Source organism: Streptomyces sp. NPDC017520 (genome assembly GCF_044329855.1).
In the GTDB taxonomy this organism is placed as follows: Bacteria; Actinomycetota; Actinomycetes; order Streptomycetales; family Streptomycetaceae; genus Streptomyces.
The window spans coordinates 151169-169175 of the sequence record NZ_JBIRKB010000002.1; the positions used below are offsets into that span (position 1 = coordinate 151169).

The 18007-nt window shown below is 73.7% G+C and carries 15 protein-coding genes; 6 read left to right on the forward strand and 9 right to left on the reverse strand.

What is annotated here, in order from left to right:
• Positions 1-36 precede the first annotated feature (36 nt).
• Entirely contained in the window at positions 37-867 is an 831-nt protein-coding gene (locus ACH4KB_RS04775; protein ID WP_398063590.1) for an MHYT domain-containing protein, read from the reverse strand.
• Between the two features lie 228 nt (positions 868-1095).
• On the opposite strand from ACH4KB_RS04775, the gene ACH4KB_RS04780 reads away from it, so the two are divergent.
• From ACH4KB_RS04780 to ACH4KB_RS04790, 3 genes are all read left to right on the forward strand, one after another.
• The gene (locus tag ACH4KB_RS04780) at positions 1096-1977 is read left to right on the forward strand and encodes a glycerophosphodiester phosphodiesterase family protein (protein ID WP_398063592.1); all 882 of its coding nucleotides are present in this window, start codon (positions 1096-1098) and stop codon (positions 1975-1977) included.
• A gap of 76 nt (positions 1978-2053) precedes the next feature.
• Complete coding sequence (locus ACH4KB_RS04785; RefSeq protein ID WP_398063594.1) at positions 2054-2611, forward strand: methylated-DNA--[protein]-cysteine S-methyltransferase; 558 nt, start codon at positions 2054-2056, stop codon at positions 2609-2611.
• Between the two features lie 349 nt (positions 2612-2960).
• Positions 2961-4163 (forward strand): MFS transporter, encoded by a 1203-nt coding sequence (locus ACH4KB_RS04790; RefSeq protein WP_398064630.1) that lies wholly within the window; start codon positions 2961-2963, stop codon positions 4161-4163.
• A gap of 111 nt (positions 4164-4274) precedes the next feature.
• On the opposite strand, the gene ACH4KB_RS04795 is transcribed toward ACH4KB_RS04790, so the two are convergent.
• Positions 4275-4637 (reverse strand): cupin domain-containing protein, encoded by a 363-nt coding sequence (locus tag ACH4KB_RS04795; RefSeq protein ID WP_398063596.1) that lies wholly within the window; start codon positions 4635-4637, stop codon positions 4275-4277.
• 104 nt (positions 4638-4741) lie between these two features.
• Between ACH4KB_RS04795 and ACH4KB_RS04800 the strand changes: the two genes are divergently transcribed.
• Both ACH4KB_RS04800 and ACH4KB_RS04805 read left to right on the forward strand, forming a co-directional pair.
• On the forward strand, positions 4742-5713 hold the full coding sequence (locus ACH4KB_RS04800) for a pseudouridine-5'-phosphate glycosidase (RefSeq protein WP_398063597.1): 972 nt from the start codon (positions 4742-4744) through the stop codon (positions 5711-5713).
• Positions 5710-6621 (forward strand): carbohydrate kinase family protein, encoded by a 912-nt coding sequence (locus ACH4KB_RS04805; RefSeq protein WP_398063599.1) that lies wholly within the window; start codon positions 5710-5712, stop codon positions 6619-6621. Before ACH4KB_RS04800 ends, ACH4KB_RS04805 begins: the two co-directional genes overlap by 4 nt.
• A gap of 60 nt (positions 6622-6681) precedes the next feature.
• On the opposite strand, the gene ACH4KB_RS04810 is transcribed toward ACH4KB_RS04805, so the two are convergent.
• Together ACH4KB_RS04810 and ACH4KB_RS04815 are read right to left on the reverse strand one after the other, a co-directional pair.
• The gene (locus tag ACH4KB_RS04810) at positions 6682-7329 is read right to left on the reverse strand and encodes a uridine kinase (RefSeq protein WP_398063601.1); all 648 of its coding nucleotides are present in this window, start codon (positions 7327-7329) and stop codon (positions 6682-6684) included.
• A gap of 69 nt (positions 7330-7398) precedes the next feature.
• On the reverse strand, positions 7399-8091 hold the full coding sequence (locus tag ACH4KB_RS04815) for a winged helix-turn-helix transcriptional regulator (protein ID WP_398063603.1): 693 nt from the start codon (positions 8089-8091) through the stop codon (positions 7399-7401).
• Positions 8092-8176: 85 nt separating this feature from the next.
• On the opposite strand from ACH4KB_RS04815, the gene ACH4KB_RS04820 reads away from it, so the two are divergent.
• The gene (locus tag ACH4KB_RS04820) at positions 8177-9388 is read left to right on the forward strand and encodes a pyridoxal phosphate-dependent aminotransferase (RefSeq protein ID WP_398063605.1); all 1212 of its coding nucleotides are present in this window, start codon (positions 8177-8179) and stop codon (positions 9386-9388) included.
• A 121-nt stretch (positions 9389-9509) separates the two neighbouring features.
• On the opposite strand, the gene ACH4KB_RS04825 is transcribed toward ACH4KB_RS04820, so the two are convergent.
• The 5 genes from ACH4KB_RS04825 to ACH4KB_RS04845 form a co-directional block, all read right to left on the reverse strand.
• Positions 9510-10907: a VWA domain-containing protein gene (locus tag ACH4KB_RS04825; protein ID WP_398063607.1), complete on the reverse strand. Its 1398-nt coding sequence runs from the start codon at positions 10905-10907 to the stop codon at positions 9510-9512.
• A 233-nt stretch (positions 10908-11140) separates the two neighbouring features.
• Positions 11141-12397: an AAA family ATPase gene (locus ACH4KB_RS04830; RefSeq protein ID WP_398063609.1), complete on the reverse strand. Its 1257-nt coding sequence runs from the start codon at positions 12395-12397 to the stop codon at positions 11141-11143.
• A gap of 458 nt (positions 12398-12855) precedes the next feature.
• Positions 12856-13587, reverse strand: coding sequence for a hypothetical protein (locus ACH4KB_RS04835; protein ID WP_398063611.1), 732 nt, complete (start codon positions 13585-13587; stop codon positions 12856-12858).
• 43 nt (positions 13588-13630) lie between these two features.
• The gene (locus ACH4KB_RS04840) at positions 13631-14986 is read right to left on the reverse strand and encodes an SWIM zinc finger family protein (protein ID WP_398063613.1); all 1356 of its coding nucleotides are present in this window, start codon (positions 14984-14986) and stop codon (positions 13631-13633) included.
• Positions 14983-18006 carry an SNF2-related protein gene (locus ACH4KB_RS04845; protein WP_398063615.1) on the reverse strand — a complete coding sequence of 1008 codons (3024 nt, stop codon included), beginning with the start codon at positions 18004-18006 and terminating at the stop codon, positions 14983-14985. Before ACH4KB_RS04845 ends, ACH4KB_RS04840 begins: the two co-directional genes overlap by 4 nt.
• Between the last annotated feature and the right edge of the window lies 1 nt (position 18007).

Below are 18007 nucleotides of genomic sequence, written 5' to 3' on the forward strand. Positions count from 1 at the left end.
TCCACCGTACGGCCCACCACTGACAACGGCCTCGGATCAGCGGTACCGGGCCCCTCCCGCCCCCTCCCGGGCGAGGCTCCGCGGGCGCTGCCCGCCCCGGGATTCCTGACCGGGCTCCCCCGTCACGGCCTTGGGGTCGAACATGAGCACCAGGGCGGCGAGGAGCAGGAAGCAGCCGGGCCCTGCCAGCATCGGGCCGATCATCTCGGCGGGCCGGTCGCCGGGCAGGACGTCGGCCAGGTCGGACGGCAAGGTGGGCGGCAGGTGCAGGTGCACGTCGAGCGCGGCCATGCCGGTGTAGTGCATCCCGGACACGGCGACGGCCATCAGGATGCTGGCGCCGAGGCCGGAGAGGGCCCCCCGGAGCGTGACGGCGGCCCGCAGGGCGCCCGTGGCGGCGATGCCGGCGATCAGCACCGAGAGGACCACGAGGGGCGTGTCGTACGCGAACCGCGCGTCCATGCGCATGCCCGCCATGCCGAGATAGTGCATCGAGGCGATGCCGAGGCCGGTGATGGTGCCGCCCGTGATCAACGCCATGCGGGTCGCGCCCCGGTAGCCGACAATGAAGATGCCGATGCCGACCATCACCACGGCAATGGCCAGGCCTGCGAAGGTGAGGGGTTTGTCGTAGGAGATCGGGGTCTCCTGGACGGTGAAGCCCGTCATCGCGACGAAGTGCATCGTCCATACCCCGGAGCCGATGGACAGCGAACCCAGCGCCAGCCAGCCGGCCCGCCAGGAGCGTGCCGCGTGAAAGGACCGGGTGGTGCAGCGGAGTCCGAGGGCGGCTCCCAGGGCGGCCATGAGAAAAGCCGCGACCGGAGTCACCAGGCCGTAGGTGAATCCGTCGACTGTTCCTTGCATACGCGCACGCCCTTCGAAAAGCCCGGGGTCGAGGAGGGTCCCCAAGGGGCGAGTCCCGGCAGGCAGACAAAGAAAGCACATTTTATCGGCACGGCCGCGGGACGTGCTCCGGCGGCGGCCCCGGGAGCGAAGATTCCGTTCATTTCGCGGCCATCGCCGCCCCGCCGGGTGTTGGCGGGCCGCTGTCACTCTCTGCGTGTCCGCATACTCGCGACGTGAGGAGTCTCCGTGTTCGTCCGCACCGCCACCGCCTCCACCACGGCCGCCGCCCTGCTCGGCGCCGGCGCCCTGCTGCTGCCCGCCGACCGGCCCGAGGCTCCGGAGCGGCAGGGGCAGGACGCCCCGGTCGTCGTGGCCCACCGGGGGGCGTCGGGCTACGCGCCGGAGAACACCCTCGCCGCCGTCGACGCCGCCGACGCGCTCGGCATCGAATGGGTCGAGAACGACGTCCACCGCACCCGCGACGGCGAACTCGTCGTGCTCCACGACACCGACCTCAAGCGCACGACCAACGCCGAGCAGGTCTTCCCCGACCGGGCGCCGTGGGCGGTCAAGGACTTCACCGCGGCGGAGGTGGCGAAGCTCGACGCGGGCAGCTGGTTCGGAGCGCGGTTCACCGGGGCCCGGGTGCCGACGCTCACCCAGTTCCTGCACCGCATGGAGCGCAACCGGCAGAAGCTGCTGCTGGAGATCAAGAGCCCGGCGACCTACCCGGGCATCGAGCGGGACATCATCCGGGTCCTGGGACGGTCGGGGTGGCTGGACCGCTCCCACGTACGGAGCCGGCTGGTCATCCAGAGCTTCGGCGCCGACAGCGTGAAGAAGGTGCACAGCCTGCGCCCCGACATCACGACCGGCTTCCTGGGCACGCCCGCGGTGGCAGACCTGCCCTCGTACGCGGCGTTCACCGATCAGATCAATCCCTCGTACGCGACGATCGGCGCCGACTACGTGGCGGCCGTCCAGCGGCTCAAGGGCCCGCACGGCAAGCGTCTGCGGGTGAACACGTGGACGGTGAACAAGGCGGCGGACGCGGTGAAGGCCCGTGACTACGGTGTCGACGGCATCATCACCAACTTCCCCGACGTGGTGCGCGACGCGACGAGCTGACGCGGCAGGGGGTGGGCCCGTCGGTTTCCGGCCGACGGGCCCGCCGCTGTCAGTGGCGGGTCGTACGGTGGTCGGCATGAACAGCTACGGGACCGCTGCCGGTCCGGCCGTCGAGTGGGCCGTCGTGGACAGCGACATCGGCCCACTGCTGCTCGCCGCGACGGGGTCCGGTCTGGTGAGTGTCTCCTTCCACGCCCGCCCCGCCGTGCGGGACGGGGTCCTCGACCGGTTGCGGACCCGGTTCGGCGCGGAGCCGGTGGAGGCGCCCGGCTCCGCGCGGCTCGCCGGTCCCATACGCGCGCTCGCTGCGTACTTCGCGGGCGAGCGGCAGGATTTTGACCTCGATCTGGACTGGTCGCTCACCTCCGGGTTCCACCGTGAGGTGCTCCGCGAGCTGGCATCCGGGGTGCCCTACGGGACGGTCGTCGGATACGGGGAGCTGGCCGCGCGGGTCGGCCGGCCGGAGGGGGCGCAGGCGGTGGGCGCCGCCATGGGGGCCAACCCGCTGCCGGTGGTGGTGCCGTGTCACCGGGTGGTGGAGAGCGACGGAGGCCTGGGCGGGTTCGGCGGCGGTCCGGAGACCAAGCGGCAGCTGCTGGCGCTGGAGGGGGTCCTGCCGCAGCCGCTGTTCTAGGATCCGCGGCCCGAGCACTGTTACCCCACGTGAGGGCCACGTGTGCTCCGGAGACCGTGGGGCCGCTGCGCTCCGGAATCCGTGGGGTTGCTGCGCTCCGGAGACCGCGGGGTCGCTGTGCTCCGGAGACCGCGGTAATCGCCGCTCGGGAAAGCCTGCGGGGCCGCTTCTCCACGGGATGGCCGCGTACCGCCCGGGAGCGTCCGATCGGTCACCGTGAGGGTCCGTTCACCCGTCCGGGTGCACGGCGGCGCTCGGGCGGTGACACACTGCGCCGGTGACACGTCCCCTCTCCCTCCCCCAGGTCACGGCCGCCGGTCTGCCGGCCCTCCGGCGCCGGACGTCGGCCGTGCTCGTCATCAGCCAGATACTCGGCGGCCTCGGCGTGGCCGTCGGCATCGCCCTGGCCCCGATGCTGGCCGCCGACGTGAGTGGGTCGGAGGCGCTGTCCGGGCTGGCGCCCACGGCGTCCGTCGTCGGCACGGCGCTGCTGTCGCTGCCGCTGGCCGCCCTGATGAACGCCCGGGGCCGCAGGTCCGGCCTGGCGCTCGCCTATCTGATCGGTGCGCTGGGCGGCGGCCTGGTGGTCCTCGCCACGATGGTGCCCAGCTTCCCACTGCTGCTGCTCGGCATGGCCGCGTTCGGTGCGGGATCCCTGGCCGGTCTCCAGGCCCGGTTCGCGGCGGCCGACCTTGCGGGACCGGAGCGGCGGGGGCGGGCGATCTCCACCGTCGTCTGGGCCACCACGATCGGCTCGGTCGTGGGTCCCAACATCTCGGCCCCGGCGAGCCGGCTGTTCCGCGGTACGCCGGTGCCCGAGGCCGCCGGGCCGTATCTGTGCTCGGCCGTCGTGTTCCTGCTCGCCGGAGCGGTCGTGGCGCTCGCCCTGCGCCCGGATCCGCTCCTCACCGCCCGCACCCTGGCTCCGGAGGGCCCCACGGGGCCGCCGAAGCGCTCGCTGCGCGCCGGGATCGAGGCGGTCCGGGAGTCGCCGATGGCGCGGCTCGCCCTGCTGACGGTCACCGTCTCGCACACCGCCATGGTGTCGATCATGGTCATGACCCCGGTCGATCTGGGCCGGCACGGAGCCGGTCTCCAGCTGATCGGGCTCGTGATCAGCGGGCACATCGCGGGCATGTACGCGTTCTCACCGGTGATGGGGTGGCTGGCCGACCGGTTCGGACGGCTGGCCGTGATCGGCCTGGCCGTCGGCCTGCTGAGCTGTGCCGCGCTCCTGGCGGGCACCGCCGGGCCCCGGCACGGGCAGACGGCCGCGGGCCTGTTCCTGCTGGGCCTCGGCTGGTCGGCGGGGATGATCGCCGGTTCGGCGCTGCTCACCGACGCGGTGCCGCAGTCGGCCCACGCCGCGGTGCAGGGGCTGTCGGACCTGACCATGAACGCGGCGGCGGCGGTCGGCGGGGCAGCGGCCGGGGTGATCGTCGCCCAGTGGGGATACGGCCTCCTCAACGCGATCGGCGCCGCGCTGCTGCTGCCCGTCGCGGCGCTCGCCCTGCGCCGGAGTCTGTGGCGGCCGGGAGCGGTCAGCGGCTGACACACCCCCGGGCCGCACCCCTGCCACAGCCACAGCCCAGCCCCCGTAACCGGCTGCCGTCACGACTACCGCAACCGCCGCCGGCGTGACCGTAGTTATCAGCCACAGCCCTCAGAGGCTGATGTGGTACGCCTTGCGGAGCGTCTCGTGAACCGTCCAGGTCGTCCGGTCTCCCTCGCGCAGGACGCAGGCGTCCCCCGGGCCGATCTCCAGTGTCGCCCCACCCTCGACCTCGACCGTCGCCCGTCCGCTGACGACCACGAACAGCTCGTTCGCCTCGGTGTCGGTGACCACACCGGGGGTGATCTGCCAGATCCCCCGGAGCTGCTTGCCGTCGGCCGATTCCCACAGCACCCTGCCCGTCACCACGGGATCGCCCGAGACGATCTGCGCCGGATCGAGAGGCTCCGGTACGAGTTCGGCATCCGGGATGTGGACGGCGAAGGAGGCGGGGACCTGGTCATATGTCGTCATGGCCGGTCACCTTAGCGACCGCTTCCGGCCACCCAGCGGCCAGGACCCGCCCCAGGAGGTCCGTCCGTGGTTTGCGCTCGTCCCGGCCGCGACAGGGATGGGGCATGCCTCAGAACCCACCGGACCAGCGTCCCGCTCCGCGCGGGAACCTTGGGACGAACGTCTACGAACCCGTGCTCTCGGCGGAGGTGCGGGCCGCTCTGAGCGCCGGTCTGCCCGTCGTGGCGCTGGAGTCGACGATCATCGCGCACGGTCTGCCGCGCCCCCGCAATCTGTCCGTGGCCCGGGAACTGGAGGGGCTCGTCCGGTCCGTCGGCGCCGTCCCGGCCACCGTCGCCGTTCTGGACGGGTGGGCCCATGTCGGTTTGGTCGAGGACCAGTTGGAGCGGGTCGCCGAGGACCCGGCGGTAAGCAAGCTCGGGCACCGCGATCTCGCCCCGGCGCTCGCCGCCGGGACGAGCGGGGCGACGACGGTGTCCGCGACGGCGTTCCTGGCTGCGCGGGCGGGGATCGGCGTCTTCGCGACGGGCGGGCTCGGCGGCGTACATCGGGAGTGGTCCGAGAACCAGGACGAGTCGGCCGATCTGCGGCTGCTCGCCCGCATCGGGATCACCGTGGTCTGCGCGGGGGTGAAGTCGATCCTCGATGTCCCGGCGACCCTCCAGCGGCTGGAGACACTCGGCGTCTCCGTCGTCGGCTACGGCACCGGGCACTTCCCCGGCTTCTACCTGAGCAGCTCCGGCGAACCCGTCGACTGGACGGTGGGCAGCCCGGAGGAGGTGGTGGAGGTGATCCGGGCGAAGGAGGCGCTGGGCGGCCCGGCGTCCGCGTTGATCGTCGCCAACCCCGTAGCGGAACAGGATCAGTTGGATCCGGCACTGCACGACCGGGTGCTGGCGGAGGCGTTGGACGCGTGCCGGGAGCGGGGCGTCTCGGGGCAGGGCGTGACTCCGTTCCTGCTGGACCAGCTGATGCGGCGGACCGAGGGCGCTTCACTGGAGGCGAACCTGGCGGCCGTCCGCGGAAACGTGACGCTCGCGGCGCGGATCGCCGTCGCGGCGGCGGGCGCCCGGTGAACCGTCCGGCGGCGGGCGGTGGGCTGCTGGTGGTGGGGGACGTGGTCACGGACGTGGTGGCGCGGTACGGATCGGCGCTCGCCCACGGTACGGACACGGCGGCCCGGATCCGTACGCTGCCGGGCGGCGCGGGGGCCAACGTCGCCTGCTGGGCGGTGCGTTCGGGGTGTACGGACGTGCGGCTGCTGGCCAGGGCGGGGTCGGGGTCGGCCGGCTGGCACCGGGAGGAGCTGGAGCGGGCGGGGGTGCGGGCGTTCCTGGCGGTGGACGACGCGTTCCCGACGGCGACCGTCATCGCCCTGGTCGACGCTTCGGCGGAGCGCACGTTCCTGACCGACGGAGGGGCGGTGCTGCGGCTCTCCGTCGAGGACTTCGCGCCCACGATGCTCGACGGTGTCGGGCGGCTGCATCTCTCCGGCTATCTCCTGTTCGCCGCGGTGAGCCGGGCCGCCGCCCTCCTCGCCCTGCGCACCGCCGTGGAGCGGGGCGTTCCGGTGAGCGTGGACCCGGCGTCGGCCGGTTTTCTCGGCGAGCTGGGGTCCCAGCGGTTCCTGGAGTTCGCGGAGGGTGCGGAGCTGCTGGTGCCGAACGCGGACGAGGCCCGCCTGCTCACCGGGCTGCCCGGACCGGAGGAGGCGGCGGCCGAGTTGAGCCGGCGGTTCCCCCGCGTCGTCGTCACCCTGGGCGCGGGCGGAGCCGTGGTGGCCGCCGGGGGCGAGGTCGTCGGCCGCGTACCCGCCCCGCCGGTGCGCGAGCCGGTCGACTCGACGGGGGCGGGCGACGCGTTCACCGGCGGGTTCCTCGCGGCGCTGCTGGCCGGGGCGGACGACCTGGCCGCGGCGGCCGAGGGCTGCCGGGCGGGAGCGGTGGCCGTGACCACGGTGGGCGGTCGCCCGCCGGTCCGGTGACGGGAGGTGCCGGGGAGGCCGACCGCCGGTCCGGTGACGGGAGCTGCCGGGGAGGCCCGTTCACCCGCTCCCGGGCAGTCCCGACCAGGCGGGGTGCGACGGGTCGTCCGCCCGGACCACCACGTCCGCGCGGTCCGCGGGCGCCACCTCCTCCTCGTACCGGGCGAAGGCGGGCAGGGTCCAGCGTTCCGGCTCCGCCGTGCGTCGCCGCAACGCCCCCGGGGACAGCCGCAGATGGACGCTGAGCGCGAACGGGAACCAGTGCCCCAGCAGGAACGGGCCGTGCACGACGACCACCCCGCCCTCGGGCAGGGAGTGGTACGGGCTACGGGTGGCCCGGTCGGTCACGGGGTCCCACAGATCGGGCAGCACGCGGCCCGAGCCGCCGGCCTCCAGCGGCCCGAACACCTCGCGCCACAGCGCCCCGGTGTCGTACCAGCTGTCGGCGTACGCGTCCGGGTCCCGCTTCCCGTACTCGAAGCGCAGGCTCGCCGGGCGCAGGAAGCCCTCGGTGGAGATGACGAGCACCGCACGGCCGAGCAGCCGCAGCTCCCGGGCGAGGCGTTCGGCGCTCTCGCCGGTGCGGGCGGCCGGCGCTCCGTCGATGCCGAGCGCGAGCCAGGGCCCGCCGTCGGCGGCGGACAGCCCGTCGCCGTAGCGGGCCAGTTCGCCGGCCAGCCGTTCCCAGGTGATCGCTTCGAGTCGCACGGACCCATCATCGCCGCACCGGCGGAGGGGCGCTCGGGTGAGGGGGTCCGGCCCGCCCGTGCGGGAGGTTCAGGCGCCGCGCAGTTCGGCGGCGAGCGGGCCTTCGCCGAGCACCTCGACGCGGCCGTCCTTCACCGCCTCCGTGAGGGTCGCCCCGCCCCGCGCGAGCTCCAGACACACCTCTGCGTCGAGGACGATCCGGGCGTCGGGGCGGTCGGCGGGGCCGTAGCCGTACACCGCGGCGACCGCTTCGGCGGCCGTGAGCGCGGCGCCCGCTCCCGGACCGACACGGAGGTGGAACTCGCCCTCCGCCAGCCGGACTTCGAGGACGCCCTCCCGGGTGAGCCCGGCGAGGGCGCCGAGCAGGGGCAGGGCGAACCAGTGGGCCCGCACCGCGTCCGTGGGGCGGCGCTCGGCGAGGGCGGGCGCCCCCCACTCGGCGAGGGCGGCGAGGACGGGCAGCAGGCCGCGGCCGCGGGCGGTCAGCTCGTAGACCGACGCCGCCGACGGGGGCGGCAGCTTGCGGCGCAGGGCCAGCCCGGTCTGTTCCATGTCCTTGAGCCGGGAGGCCAGCACATCCGTGCTGACGCCGGGCAGGTCGGCGTGCAGGTCCGTGTACCGGCGCGGCCCGCCCAGCAGTTCACGGACGATCAGCAGCGTCCACCGGTCGCCGACGGAGTCGAGGGCGCGGGCGGTGGCGTCGAACTGGTCGTAGCTCCGGCGACGGGCGGGGCGTGCTGCAGGCTGCTGCTGACGTGGCATGCGACGCAGTCTAGACATGTTGTTGGACTTTCCAAGCTGAAGCTTGGTAAAACCAAGTATCGCAATTCGGCTCGGGAGGCAGCGCATGGAGTTCCGGCAGTCCAGCAAGCTCAACGAGGTCTGCTACGAGATCCGGGGCCCGGTCATCGAGCACGCCAACGCCCTGGAGGAGGCGGGCCACAGCGTGCTCCGGCTCAACACGGGCAATCCCGCGCTCTTCGGTTTCGAGGCCCCCGAGGAGATCGTCCAGGACATGATCCGGATGCTGCCGCAGGCGCACGGCTACACCGATTCGCGCGGCATCCTCTCGGCCCGGCGAGCGGTGGTCCAGCGCTACCAGGCCATGGGCCTCACCGAGGTCGGCGTGGACGACGTGTTCCTCGGCAACGGGGTCTCCGAGCTGATCTCCATGGCGGTGCAGGCGTTGCTGGAGGACGGCGACGAGGTGCTGATCCCGGCCCCGGACTTCCCGCTGTGGACGGCGGTGACCACGCTCGCGGGCGGCAGGGCCGTGCACTACGTCTGCGACGAGGAGTCCGACTGGAATCCGGATCTCGCCGACATGGCCGCGAAGATCACCGACCGGACCAGGGCCGTCGTGATCATCAACCCGAACAACCCCACCGGCGCGGTCTATCCGCGCGAGATCCTCGAAGGCATTCTCGATCTGGCCAGGCGGCACGGGCTGATGGTGTTCGCCGACGAGATCTACGACCAGATCCTGTACGACGGGGCCGAGCACCACAGCGCGGCGGTCCTCGCCCCCGACCTGGTCTGCCTCACCTTCAGCGGTCTGTCGAAGACGTACCGGGTGGCCGGCTTCCGGTCCGGCTGGATGGTGGTGTCCGGTCCGCGGCAGCACGCCCGCAACTATCTGGAGGGCCTCACCATGCTGGCCTCCATGCGCCTGTGCCCCAACGCCCCGGCCCAGTACGCCATTCAGGCCGCGCTCGGCGGACGGCAGTCGATCCGGGAGCTGGTCGCGCCGGGCGGGCGGCTGCACGAGCAGCGCGACCGGGCCTGGGAGCGGCTGAACGAGATCCCCGGTGTCTCGTGCGTGAAGCCGAAGGGCGCGCTGTACGCCTTCCCGCGCATCGATCCGAAGGTGCACCGCATCGTCGACGACGAGAAGTTCGTGCTGGACCTGCTGTTGCGGGAGAAGATCCAGGTGGTGCAGGGCACCGGCTTCAGCTGGCCGCGGCCGGACCACTTCCGCATCCTCACCCTCCCGTACGCCGACGACCTCGACGCGGCGATCAGCCGCATCGGCCGGTTCCTGAGCGGATACCGACAGTGATCCGCGCGCACGGTCCGGCCGGGACCGGATGACGGGTCGGCCTGTTCGGGTGGGGCGGGTCCCCCCGAGGCGGGTCCTCCCAAGGCGGGTCCTCCCGAGGCCGAGGCTGATCCGGCCGGGGTCAGATGAGGCGGAAGAGATCCGCGGCGGCGTGGACGTCGGTGAGGTCCTCGATGGAGCGGAGGTTGTCGCACAGCGCGTCCAGGACCGAACCGGCCTCGGCGGCGCCCGGGGCGCCGACGGCGAGGCCGAAGACGCGGAAGCCCAGCACCCGCCTGGCATCGTTCCAGCCGCGCATCCACTCCTCGGTGACGCCGCATTCGTCGTCGGTGATCATCACGATGTCGCCGCGCATGGCGGCCGCGTCGTCGAACTCCTCCTCCAGCACTTCACGGGCCGTGGTCAGGGGCGTCTGGTAGCTGGTGCCGCCGCCGAGGAAGGTCTCCGCGAAGTCGAGCACCCGCTCGATGCGGGCGGACCGGTCGGCCGGGAAGCGGAAGACCTGGACCCTGTCCTCGGCGGAGAACAGGATGCCGACGAAGTCGCGCCCGGCATGGCGGGCCTGGTCGAGCAGCGCCAGGGCGCACGCCTTGGACCAGGCCTCCCGCGTGACTCCTCCGGGCCCCGCCGCGTACATCGAGTGGGAGGTGTCCACGCACGCGATGACGGCGCCCCGCCCCGTCGGCTGCTCGCCCCGGCTGTCGTAGAGCATCAGCTCCCCGGCGGCGTACCGCGCGGCGAAGACGGCGCGCAGCTCGGGCAGGCCGAGGTTGGCCAGCTCGGAGGGGATCAGGCGGGAGAGGTCGTCGCCGAGTGTGACGCCGACCAGCTCCCCGGCGGTGCTCTCCACCTTGCGGGCCCGCTCCCCGTCGGCCATCTGCCGGAAGCGCCCGATCAGTTCGGCCCACCGGGCGAGACGACCCGCGCGCAGCCGCTCGGCCAGCCGGGCGCGCCCCGCGTACGGCATCCGCTCCAGCTCGCCGGGGCCCACGCCCCAGGCCCGCATCAGCGCGGCCTCCTCCCTGACGGCATCGGCGGCCGTCGCCGCCGCGTGCCGCGCGGCGGTACGGAGTCCGGGGACGGCGGCGGCGCCCTGCTCGGCAGCCTGGGCGGCCAGCCGCGCGGCCGTTCCGGTCGCCTCGGCGGACTCGATCGCCCGGTGGACGGCGTCGGCGGTCGAGGCCGGTACGCCGCCGTCCTCATCGGTCTCTTCGGCGGCGCGCCGGAGCGCCTCGGCCACGGCGGTCGCGGCGCCGTCGGTGTCCTGGAGGGCCTTCGCCGCTCGCTCGGCCCGCCCCTGGGCGTCCTGGGCGCGCTCCAGCATCCTGCGCAGGGCGCCGGACTGGGCGAGGACGGCCATGGCGGCGGCGTAGGGGTCGCCGACGGTTTCCCGGCGCAGTGCGGCGAAGTCCGGTGACTCCACCAGGGCGGTGACGATCTGGTGGTTGACCAGCCGCGAGGGTTCCATCTCCGTGCGCTCGCGCAGTCGGAGGCCGGTCTTGTAGGCGGCCAGGAACACATCGGCCAGGAGGTCGGCGGCGTGGCCGTGGCGCTCGCCCAGCTCCTGGGCCAGCTCGCGCAGTCCTGCGGACTGTTCGCAGGTGTCGCGCCAGGTGAACCGTTCGAACCGGTCCGCGACGACGGCCCCCTGGCTCCGCTCGGCCCTGGAGTGGCCCAGCCACGTCCGGGCCCGGCCCGCGAGTGCGTCGAGCGCGGTCGGCGCCCGGCCGGCGCCGCTGGTCCTCCCGGTGTTCAGAGCCGGTCCTGGACCATGCTCGCGTCCACGCCGAGCGCCTCGGTGAGGACGCGGGCGCGGACGGCGCGCTGACGGCCGGTGACCCGGTCGATGGCGGCGGTGGAGCGGCCGGCGCCCGCCGCCTCGGCTCGCAGCTTCTCCAGCCGCTTGCCCGCCGTGGCGAGCTTGTTGTGGGCCTTCTTGATGACCCAGTCGCTGAGCGCCTCGCGGGACTGCCCCGCCATGGCGTCGAGCTGGGCCTCCAGCTCGTCGAGGGCGTCGGCCAGGTCCAGCGCCTCCTTGGCGTCGGGGTTGACCAGGTGCAGCACCTCCCGCTCGACGGTGGGGCGCTGGGCCGGGGAGTCCCACAGCACGTGGGTGAGCACCGTCAGGTCGGTCTCGGCGACCGCCGGGCGGCCGTCGAGGTACGCGGACGCCTGGAGCAGCCGCACCGCCTGCCGCCAGCGGCGGTCGGAGGCGACGAGCTCCTTGCGGCGCAGGGCCGCCCGCAGCGCGCACACGGCGTCCACGATGGCGTCGGGGACGTCCACGGCCGGGACGGATCCGGTCACCGCGTGCTGCAACGCGGCCAGTTCGACGGTGGTACGGACGGGGGCAGCCGGGCGGTTGACGGCGGAGCGGACCAGCGCGGCGAAGTTCGACGGGTCCGCCAGGTATCCGACCTCGATCCGCACCAGCAGCCGGTCGTAGATCGCGGACGTGGCCTCCCCGGTCGGCAGCTCGTTGCTCGCCGTGATGGCGCCGATCAGCGGGCAGCGAATCGGTTCGCCGCCGCTCTCGGGGTGGTAGATCCGCTCGTTGAGGTAGCCCAGGGTCTCGTTCAGCGCCGCCGTGGAGCACTTGAAGATCTCGTCGATGAACGCGACGTGCGCGGTCGTGGCGCGGCCCTCGTACACCTGGCGGTACTCCCCGCGGGCGAGCGCGGCGACGTCGACGGGACCGAACATTCTCGTCGGCGCGGTGAACTTCGACAGGAGGATCTCCCAGTAGGCAGCCCCCTCGACCCTGCCGGTGAGCTCCCGGGCGATCTCGGACTTCGCCGTTCCGGGCGGGCCGAGCACCAGCGAGTGCTGCCCGGCCAGCAGCGCCACCACGAGCGTGCGCACCACGTCGGCCCGCTCGTAGAAGCGGTCCGAGACCTCGTCGCAGATCGCCCGCAGCCGGGCGGCTGTTGACTGCGCGTCGCCCGCACCTTGCACATCTGCACCCTGCACGTCCGCACCTCGCACGTCTGTACCTCGCACGTCCTGCATTGTGCCCTGCGGGTCCCGCGCCCCTGTGGTCGGCTCCGGGTCTCCGCCGCTCCCCGGGGACGGGAGCGGGCCCGGAGGCGTAGCCGGCCTCCGGGCCCTGAGTGTGCCGCCCATCGGGCACGCCGGCACGTTTAAGGATCCGGGTCAGTCTGATGTCGTCGCGTCCTGCCTTTGGACCACCGCAGATCGAAGCTCTGCGGGCCGGACTTGAACCGGCATTTCGACGCGCGCGGGCCCGGGCCCGTTCGATCCGGCGATCGGCGGCGAATGCTGAGTCTGGAGCAATAGTCTGAGATTGACGGCGGTCTGCCTCTGCCTGCTTGGGCTACTCCGGCCCGTGCCGGAGGGAGGAGTTGAACCTCCACTGGAACCGCGCCTTCACGACAAGCCTCAGTTTCAGCTTGCGCTCCTCGCGCACCCCGGCCGCCTTGAGCGGCGCCCGGGGAATCCATGGTCGGTCACCCGAAGAGGTAACCGAATACCGCATCACCCACCCGCTGGTCGGTGACCTCTGCGCCGTTGGCCTCCTCGCGGGCGAACTTCACAGCCTGCTGGAGCTTCTCGATCCGGTCCAGCAGTTCGTTGACGCGCCGCGCCGGAAGCGCCCCGGAGAACTTGACCGTCGTCCAGTACCCGATCGGGATGTCCTCGTAGTACACCTCGACCTGCGCCGGGTGCTTCTCGGTGGCCTCCGCCTTCACGTGGTTGCGGGGCACCTTCTTCGTGCGGACCGTGCGGACCGGCTCGGTCTTCCAGGAGTCGGTCGAGGGGTCCTGCACCCAGGCCTCGGCGGCGTCCAGCACGGGCAGCTTGCGGACGAAGGTGTTGAGGTCGGTCAGCTGCTTCTCCAGGAAGAGCAGATACGACACCGGCACCTCGCTCACCAGCACCCGGCCGTCGACCGTCACATCGGCCCTGGCCGAGCAGTTCGCCCAGTCCTTCGTGGCGGTCACATCGAAGAGCCGGGTCAGGGTGAGCGCGGTGTCCCGCAGCACGTCCTCGGCCTTGACCTGGACGAGCGTCGACTCGGGCGGAAGCTGTTCGCCCTCCTCGTCCTTGGGCTGGTAGGTCCGGGAGATCCCGGCCAGCAGTCCGGTCTTCTGGAGGCCGTGATGAGCCGCCGTCAGGTCCTGGTGTGCCTTGGACTTGACGCCCTTCTCCACTGCGATGATCTGATTGAGTTTCGCCACGCCGTGGACGCTAACAGGGGTAACTCTCCCCTGGCCAAGGGTTTTACCGTACGTACGACGGGTCGTCGGTCCCGGAGGCGTCGGGGACGGAGTCGCCGGCCAGCAGGGTCTCCAGGGCGGCCACCGGGTCGGCGTCCGGGGCGGCGCGCGGCCACCAGTCGTCGGCGCCGGGGTCGGATTCGTAGCCGTACCACCGGTGGTCGTGGCCGAAGCGGAGCTGGAGCGAACCGTCCGGGTGGGTGAGGTGGTTGCGCGAGGGCGTGAAGCGCGGGAAGCCGGCGGCGGCGAGCGCGGGCCTGGCCCGGTCGAAGGGGCCGGCCGGCGGGTCCCAGGGCGTCTCCAGGACCGCGAGGCCCTCGGCGTCGCCCTGCCGCCAGGCGGCGACGGCGCGGGCGAGGTCGGTGGTGGTGCGGCCGGTGGCGTAGGCCAGCTCCCGGTAGAGCGCGCGGGTGGTGGCGGTGAGCCCGGCGGTCGGCCGTGCGGCGGCGAGGCGGACCGCGTCCTGCCAGGGGGTGAGTCCGGCCAGCGGATCACGGCCCGTGGTCAGCAGGGCGTGGGCGCGGGCGGCGGCGTCGGTGGCGAGGTGGTCCAGGCCCAACGGGTCGCGGGCGCCGGGCAGATCGGGATACGACGGTGGCTGGCCCGGATGCGGCGGTACGGGCAGGGGCGCCGGGAGCGGGGGCAGGAAGCGGGCGGCGAGGGCCTCCCGGGCCCCGACCGTCGGGACGGCGGGAGCGGCGGGGCGCTCGCGGGCGGAGTGTTCGGCGTTGCGCCGGCCCAGCTCGTCCAGCAGCTCGCGCTCGCCCCGGCCCCGCATCAGCAGCAGGACGAACGGGTCGCTGTCGAGCAGCAGGGCCGTCTGGAAGCAGAGGGCGGCGACGTGCTTGCAGGGCCGCCCGTGGTCGGGGCAGGTGCAGCTGGGGTCGAGGTCGTCGGCGGCGGGCAGCAGCCGGACGCCGGCCTCTTCGGCGGTGTGGGCCAGGGAGTGCGGCATCTCCTTGGCCAGCAGCGCGGACAGGTGGCCGGGGTGGGCGGCGACCGCGTCGAGCAGGGTCTCCCAGCCGGGGTCGGTGAAGGTGCGCAGCCGCAGTTCGGAGCGGTAGGGGCGGGCCCGGCTGCCGTGGACATAGGCGACGACGCGCCCGGGAGTGACGGTGATCGCGGCGACCTGGCCGTCGTCGGCATACGCACGGCCACGGGCGAGGCGGGCCTCGTCCATCGACAGCGACTCCACCGCGTCGACCCAGGCCCGGCCCCACCAGCTCCCCGCGAAGGGCTCGCCCTCGGCGGAGGTGCGGGCGGGCACCGCCTCGAAGGTGCGCCGCAGGTCGTCCGGGCCGGGCCGGGCTCGGGGGGCCGATCTCCGGGCGGCCGGGCCGGTGGTCGGGCGCGGGCTCATGCGGGCCTCCGCAGCGATACGAGGTCGGCGAGGTCACGGTCGCTGAGCTCGGTCAGGGCGCTCTCGCCGCTGCCGAGCACCGCGTCGGCCAGGACCCGCTTGGACTCCAGCAGCTCGGCGATCCGGTCCTCCACCGTGCCCTCCGCGATGATCCGGTGGACCTGCACGGGCTGGGTCTGGCCGATGCGGTACGCCCGGTCGGTGGCCTGCTCCTCCACGGCGGGGTTCCACCAGCGGTCGAAGTGGACGACATGGGCGGCGCGGGTCAGGTTCAGCCCGGTGCCGGCCGCCTTTAGGGAGAGCAGGAAGACGGGGACCTCGGCGGACTGGAAGCGGTCCACCATCCGCTCCCGCTCGGGGACCGGCGTGCCGCCGTGGAGGAGCTGGGAGGGGATCGCGCGGGAGGAGAGGTGTGCGGAGAGGAGCTTCGCCATCGCCACGTACTGCGTGAAGATCAGGACCGAGCCGTCCTCGGACAGGATCGTGTCGAGCAGTTCGTCGAGGAGGGCGAGCTTGCCCGAGCGGCCCGTGAGCCGGGTCGGCTCCTCCTTCAGATACTGGGCGGGGTGGTTGCAGATCTGCTTGAGCGAGGTCAGCAGCTTCATGACGAGACCCCGGCGGGCGATGCCCTCCGCCGCCTCGATCTGCGCCATCGTCTCGCGGACGGCCGCCTCGTAGAGCGTGGCCTGCTCACGGGTGAGGGAGACGGGGTGGTCGGTCTCCGTCTTGGGCGGCAGCTCGGGGGCGATGCCGGGGTCGGACTTCTTGCGCCGCAGGAGGAAGGGCCGCACCAGCCGCGACAGCCGCTCCACCGCCTCCTCGTTGCCCAGGCCCGCGGCGGTGCCGGTGTTCTCCACGATCCGGGCGTGCCGGGCCCGGAACGCCTTGAGCGGGCCGAGCAGTCCGGGTGTGGTCCAGTCGAGGAGCGCCCAGAGTTCGGAGAGGTTGTTCTCGACGGGGGTGCCGGTGAGGGCGACCCGGGCCGGGGCGGGGATGGTGCGCAGCGCCCTGGCCGTGGAGGAGTGCGGATTCTTGACGTGCTGCGCCTCGTCGGCGACGACCAGGCCCCAGCTCTGCTCGGCGAGCTGGGGAGCGCTGGAGCGCATCGTGCCGTAGGTGGTGAGGACGAAGCCGCCGTCCGGGTCGCTCAGGGTGCGGTCCGTGCCGTGGAAGCGGCGCACGGGGACGCCGGGGGCGAAGCGGTTGATCTCGCGGTGCCAGTTGCCGAGGAGGGAGGCGGGGCAGACCACCAGGGTGGGCGAGTGGTGCGCCCGGTGCAGATGGAGGGCGATGAGGGTGATCGTCTTGCCGAGGCCCATGTCGTCGGCGAGGCAGCCGCCCAGCCCGAGGGAGGTCATCCGGTCCAGCCAGGCCAGACCGCGCAGTTGGTAGTCGCGCAGCGTCGCGTCGAGGCCGGGCGGCGGCGCGATCGTCGTGTCCTGGGTGAGGATCCGCGTACGGAGGGCGGCCAGCGCCCCGGCGGGGACGGCGTCCACCCGCTCGCCGTCCACCTCCGCGCTGCCGGTGAGGGCGACGGCGAGCGCGTCCACCGGATCCAGGAGCCCGAGCTCCCGCTTGCGCGCCTTGCGTACGAGGGCGGGGTCGACGACCACCCACTGGTCGCGCAGCCGCACCACCGGGCGGTGGGCCTCGGCCAGGGTGTCCATCTCGGCCTCGGTCAGCCGCTCCTCCCCCAGGGAGAGCTGCCAGTCGAAGGCGAAGAGATGCTCGGCGTCGAAGAAGGACGTGCCGTCGGTGGCCGATCCGGGCGCGGGCCGCACGACGGCGGTCGCGGTGAGGGAACGGGCCAGCTCGCGCGGCCAGTGCACCTCGACCCCGGCGGCGGCCAGCCGGGATCCCGCGTCGCTCAGCAGCTCGTACAGCTCGTCCTCGGTGATCGCGAGCACATCGGGCGCGGGCTGCCCCAGCAGTCGTTCCAGCGGGGCCCAGACGCGGGCGGCGCGGCGCACCGCCAGCACCGCGTCGACCCGGGCACGCGGCCCGAACGGCTCGCCCACCGCGCCGTTCCACAGGGCGGCCGCGTCCACCACGTAGGTCGGGTCGGCGAGGCTGTGGACCTGGACGACGGCGGCGGCGGCGTGCCGGACCGCCGGGTCGTCCGGGTGCTCCGGCCGGGCGGGTCCCCCGTCGGTCTCCGTCTCCTCGCGGGCGGCCGTGACCGCGTAGGTGTCGGCGGTGTCGAACAGCTCGTACGCGGAGAGGTCCAGGCGCAGCGAGACCCGCACGCCCGCGTCCAGCCCCGAGGCGACCTCCACGGCCCAGGCCGCGGCATGGGGCAGATGCTGGGGCTCGTGGGCGGCGAACGGCGCGCCCATCGCGAACGCGGCGGCGGGGGTGCGCGGCAGGGTGTCGGCGACGGCGTCCAGGAACGCCCCGATCAGCGCCTCGGGGTCGGGGAGCCGGGGCGGCTCGGAGCCGGGGACCGGCGCCGCGTGCCCCTCGGGCGGCAGGGCGGCGGCGACCGCCCGCAGGTGCGCGACGTCCTCGGCGTCCCTCGGACCCGCCCGCCAGGCGTCGTGTCCGTCCGCCGTGAGTCCGGGGAGGAGCCGGCCGCGGGCGACGAGCTGAAGGGCGTGCAGAGCGGCCGCGCCCCAGCAGCGGGTGGCGGGATGGGCGGAGGCCTGATGGCGTGCCCGGACGAGCAGGGGGAGCGCGTCGGCCACGGACACCAGGGCCGCGGGCGCCGCGACGGCGCGCACGCTCCCGGGGCCCGCCGCCGGGTCCGGCCGGACGACCGTGAGCCGGGCGGTGGTGCACGGGACGGAGTCGGGACTGCCGGGGGTCTCCGCGTACGCGAAGGGCGCCCCGCTGCGCCCCCGCGCGCCGTCGTCGTGCCACGGGCCGGCGTCCGCGAGCGGATCCCAGAAGGCAATGCGGCCGTCCCTGGGCACCGGGCCGGGCAGGAAGACCGCCGCGCAGCGCAGGAGGCGTCCGGCATCGGCGGTCCGGGCCGTGTCCATGGTGTCCCGCGGCTCGCCCTCCCGGGTCCGTGCCGTCATG

Bases quoted from the DNA above. Each gene is read 5' to 3' on its own strand.
- ACH4KB_RS04775 (WP_398063590.1), bottom strand. From the start codon at position 867: ATGCAAGGAACAGTCGACGGATTCACCTACGGCCTGGTGACTCCGGTC.
- ACH4KB_RS04785 (WP_398063594.1), top strand. From the start codon at position 2,054: ATGAACAGCTACGGGACCGCTGCCGGTCCGGCCGTCGAGTGGGCCGTC.
- ACH4KB_RS04795 (WP_398063596.1), bottom strand. From the start codon at position 4,637: ATGACGACATATGACCAGGTCCCCGCCTCCTTCGCCGTCCACATCCCG.
- ACH4KB_RS04800 (WP_398063597.1), top strand. From the start codon at position 4,742: ATGCCTCAGAACCCACCGGACCAGCGTCCCGCTCCGCGCGGGAACCTT.
- ACH4KB_RS04815 (WP_398063603.1), bottom strand. From the start codon at position 8,091: ATGCCACGTCAGCAGCAGCCTGCAGCACGCCCCGCCCGTCGCCGGAGC.
- ACH4KB_RS04820 (WP_398063605.1), top strand. From the start codon at position 8,177: ATGGAGTTCCGGCAGTCCAGCAAGCTCAACGAGGTCTGCTACGAGATC.
- ACH4KB_RS04830 (WP_398063609.1), bottom strand. From the start codon at position 12,397: ATGCAGGACGTGCGAGGTACAGACGTGCGAGGTGCGGACGTGCAGGGT.
- ACH4KB_RS04840 (WP_398063613.1), bottom strand. From the start codon at position 14,986: ATGAGCCCGCGCCCGACCACCGGCCCGGCCGCCCGGAGATCGGCCCCC.
- ACH4KB_RS04845 (WP_398063615.1), bottom strand. From the start codon at position 18,006: ATGACGGCACGGACCCGGGAGGGCGAGCCGCGGGACACCATGGACACG.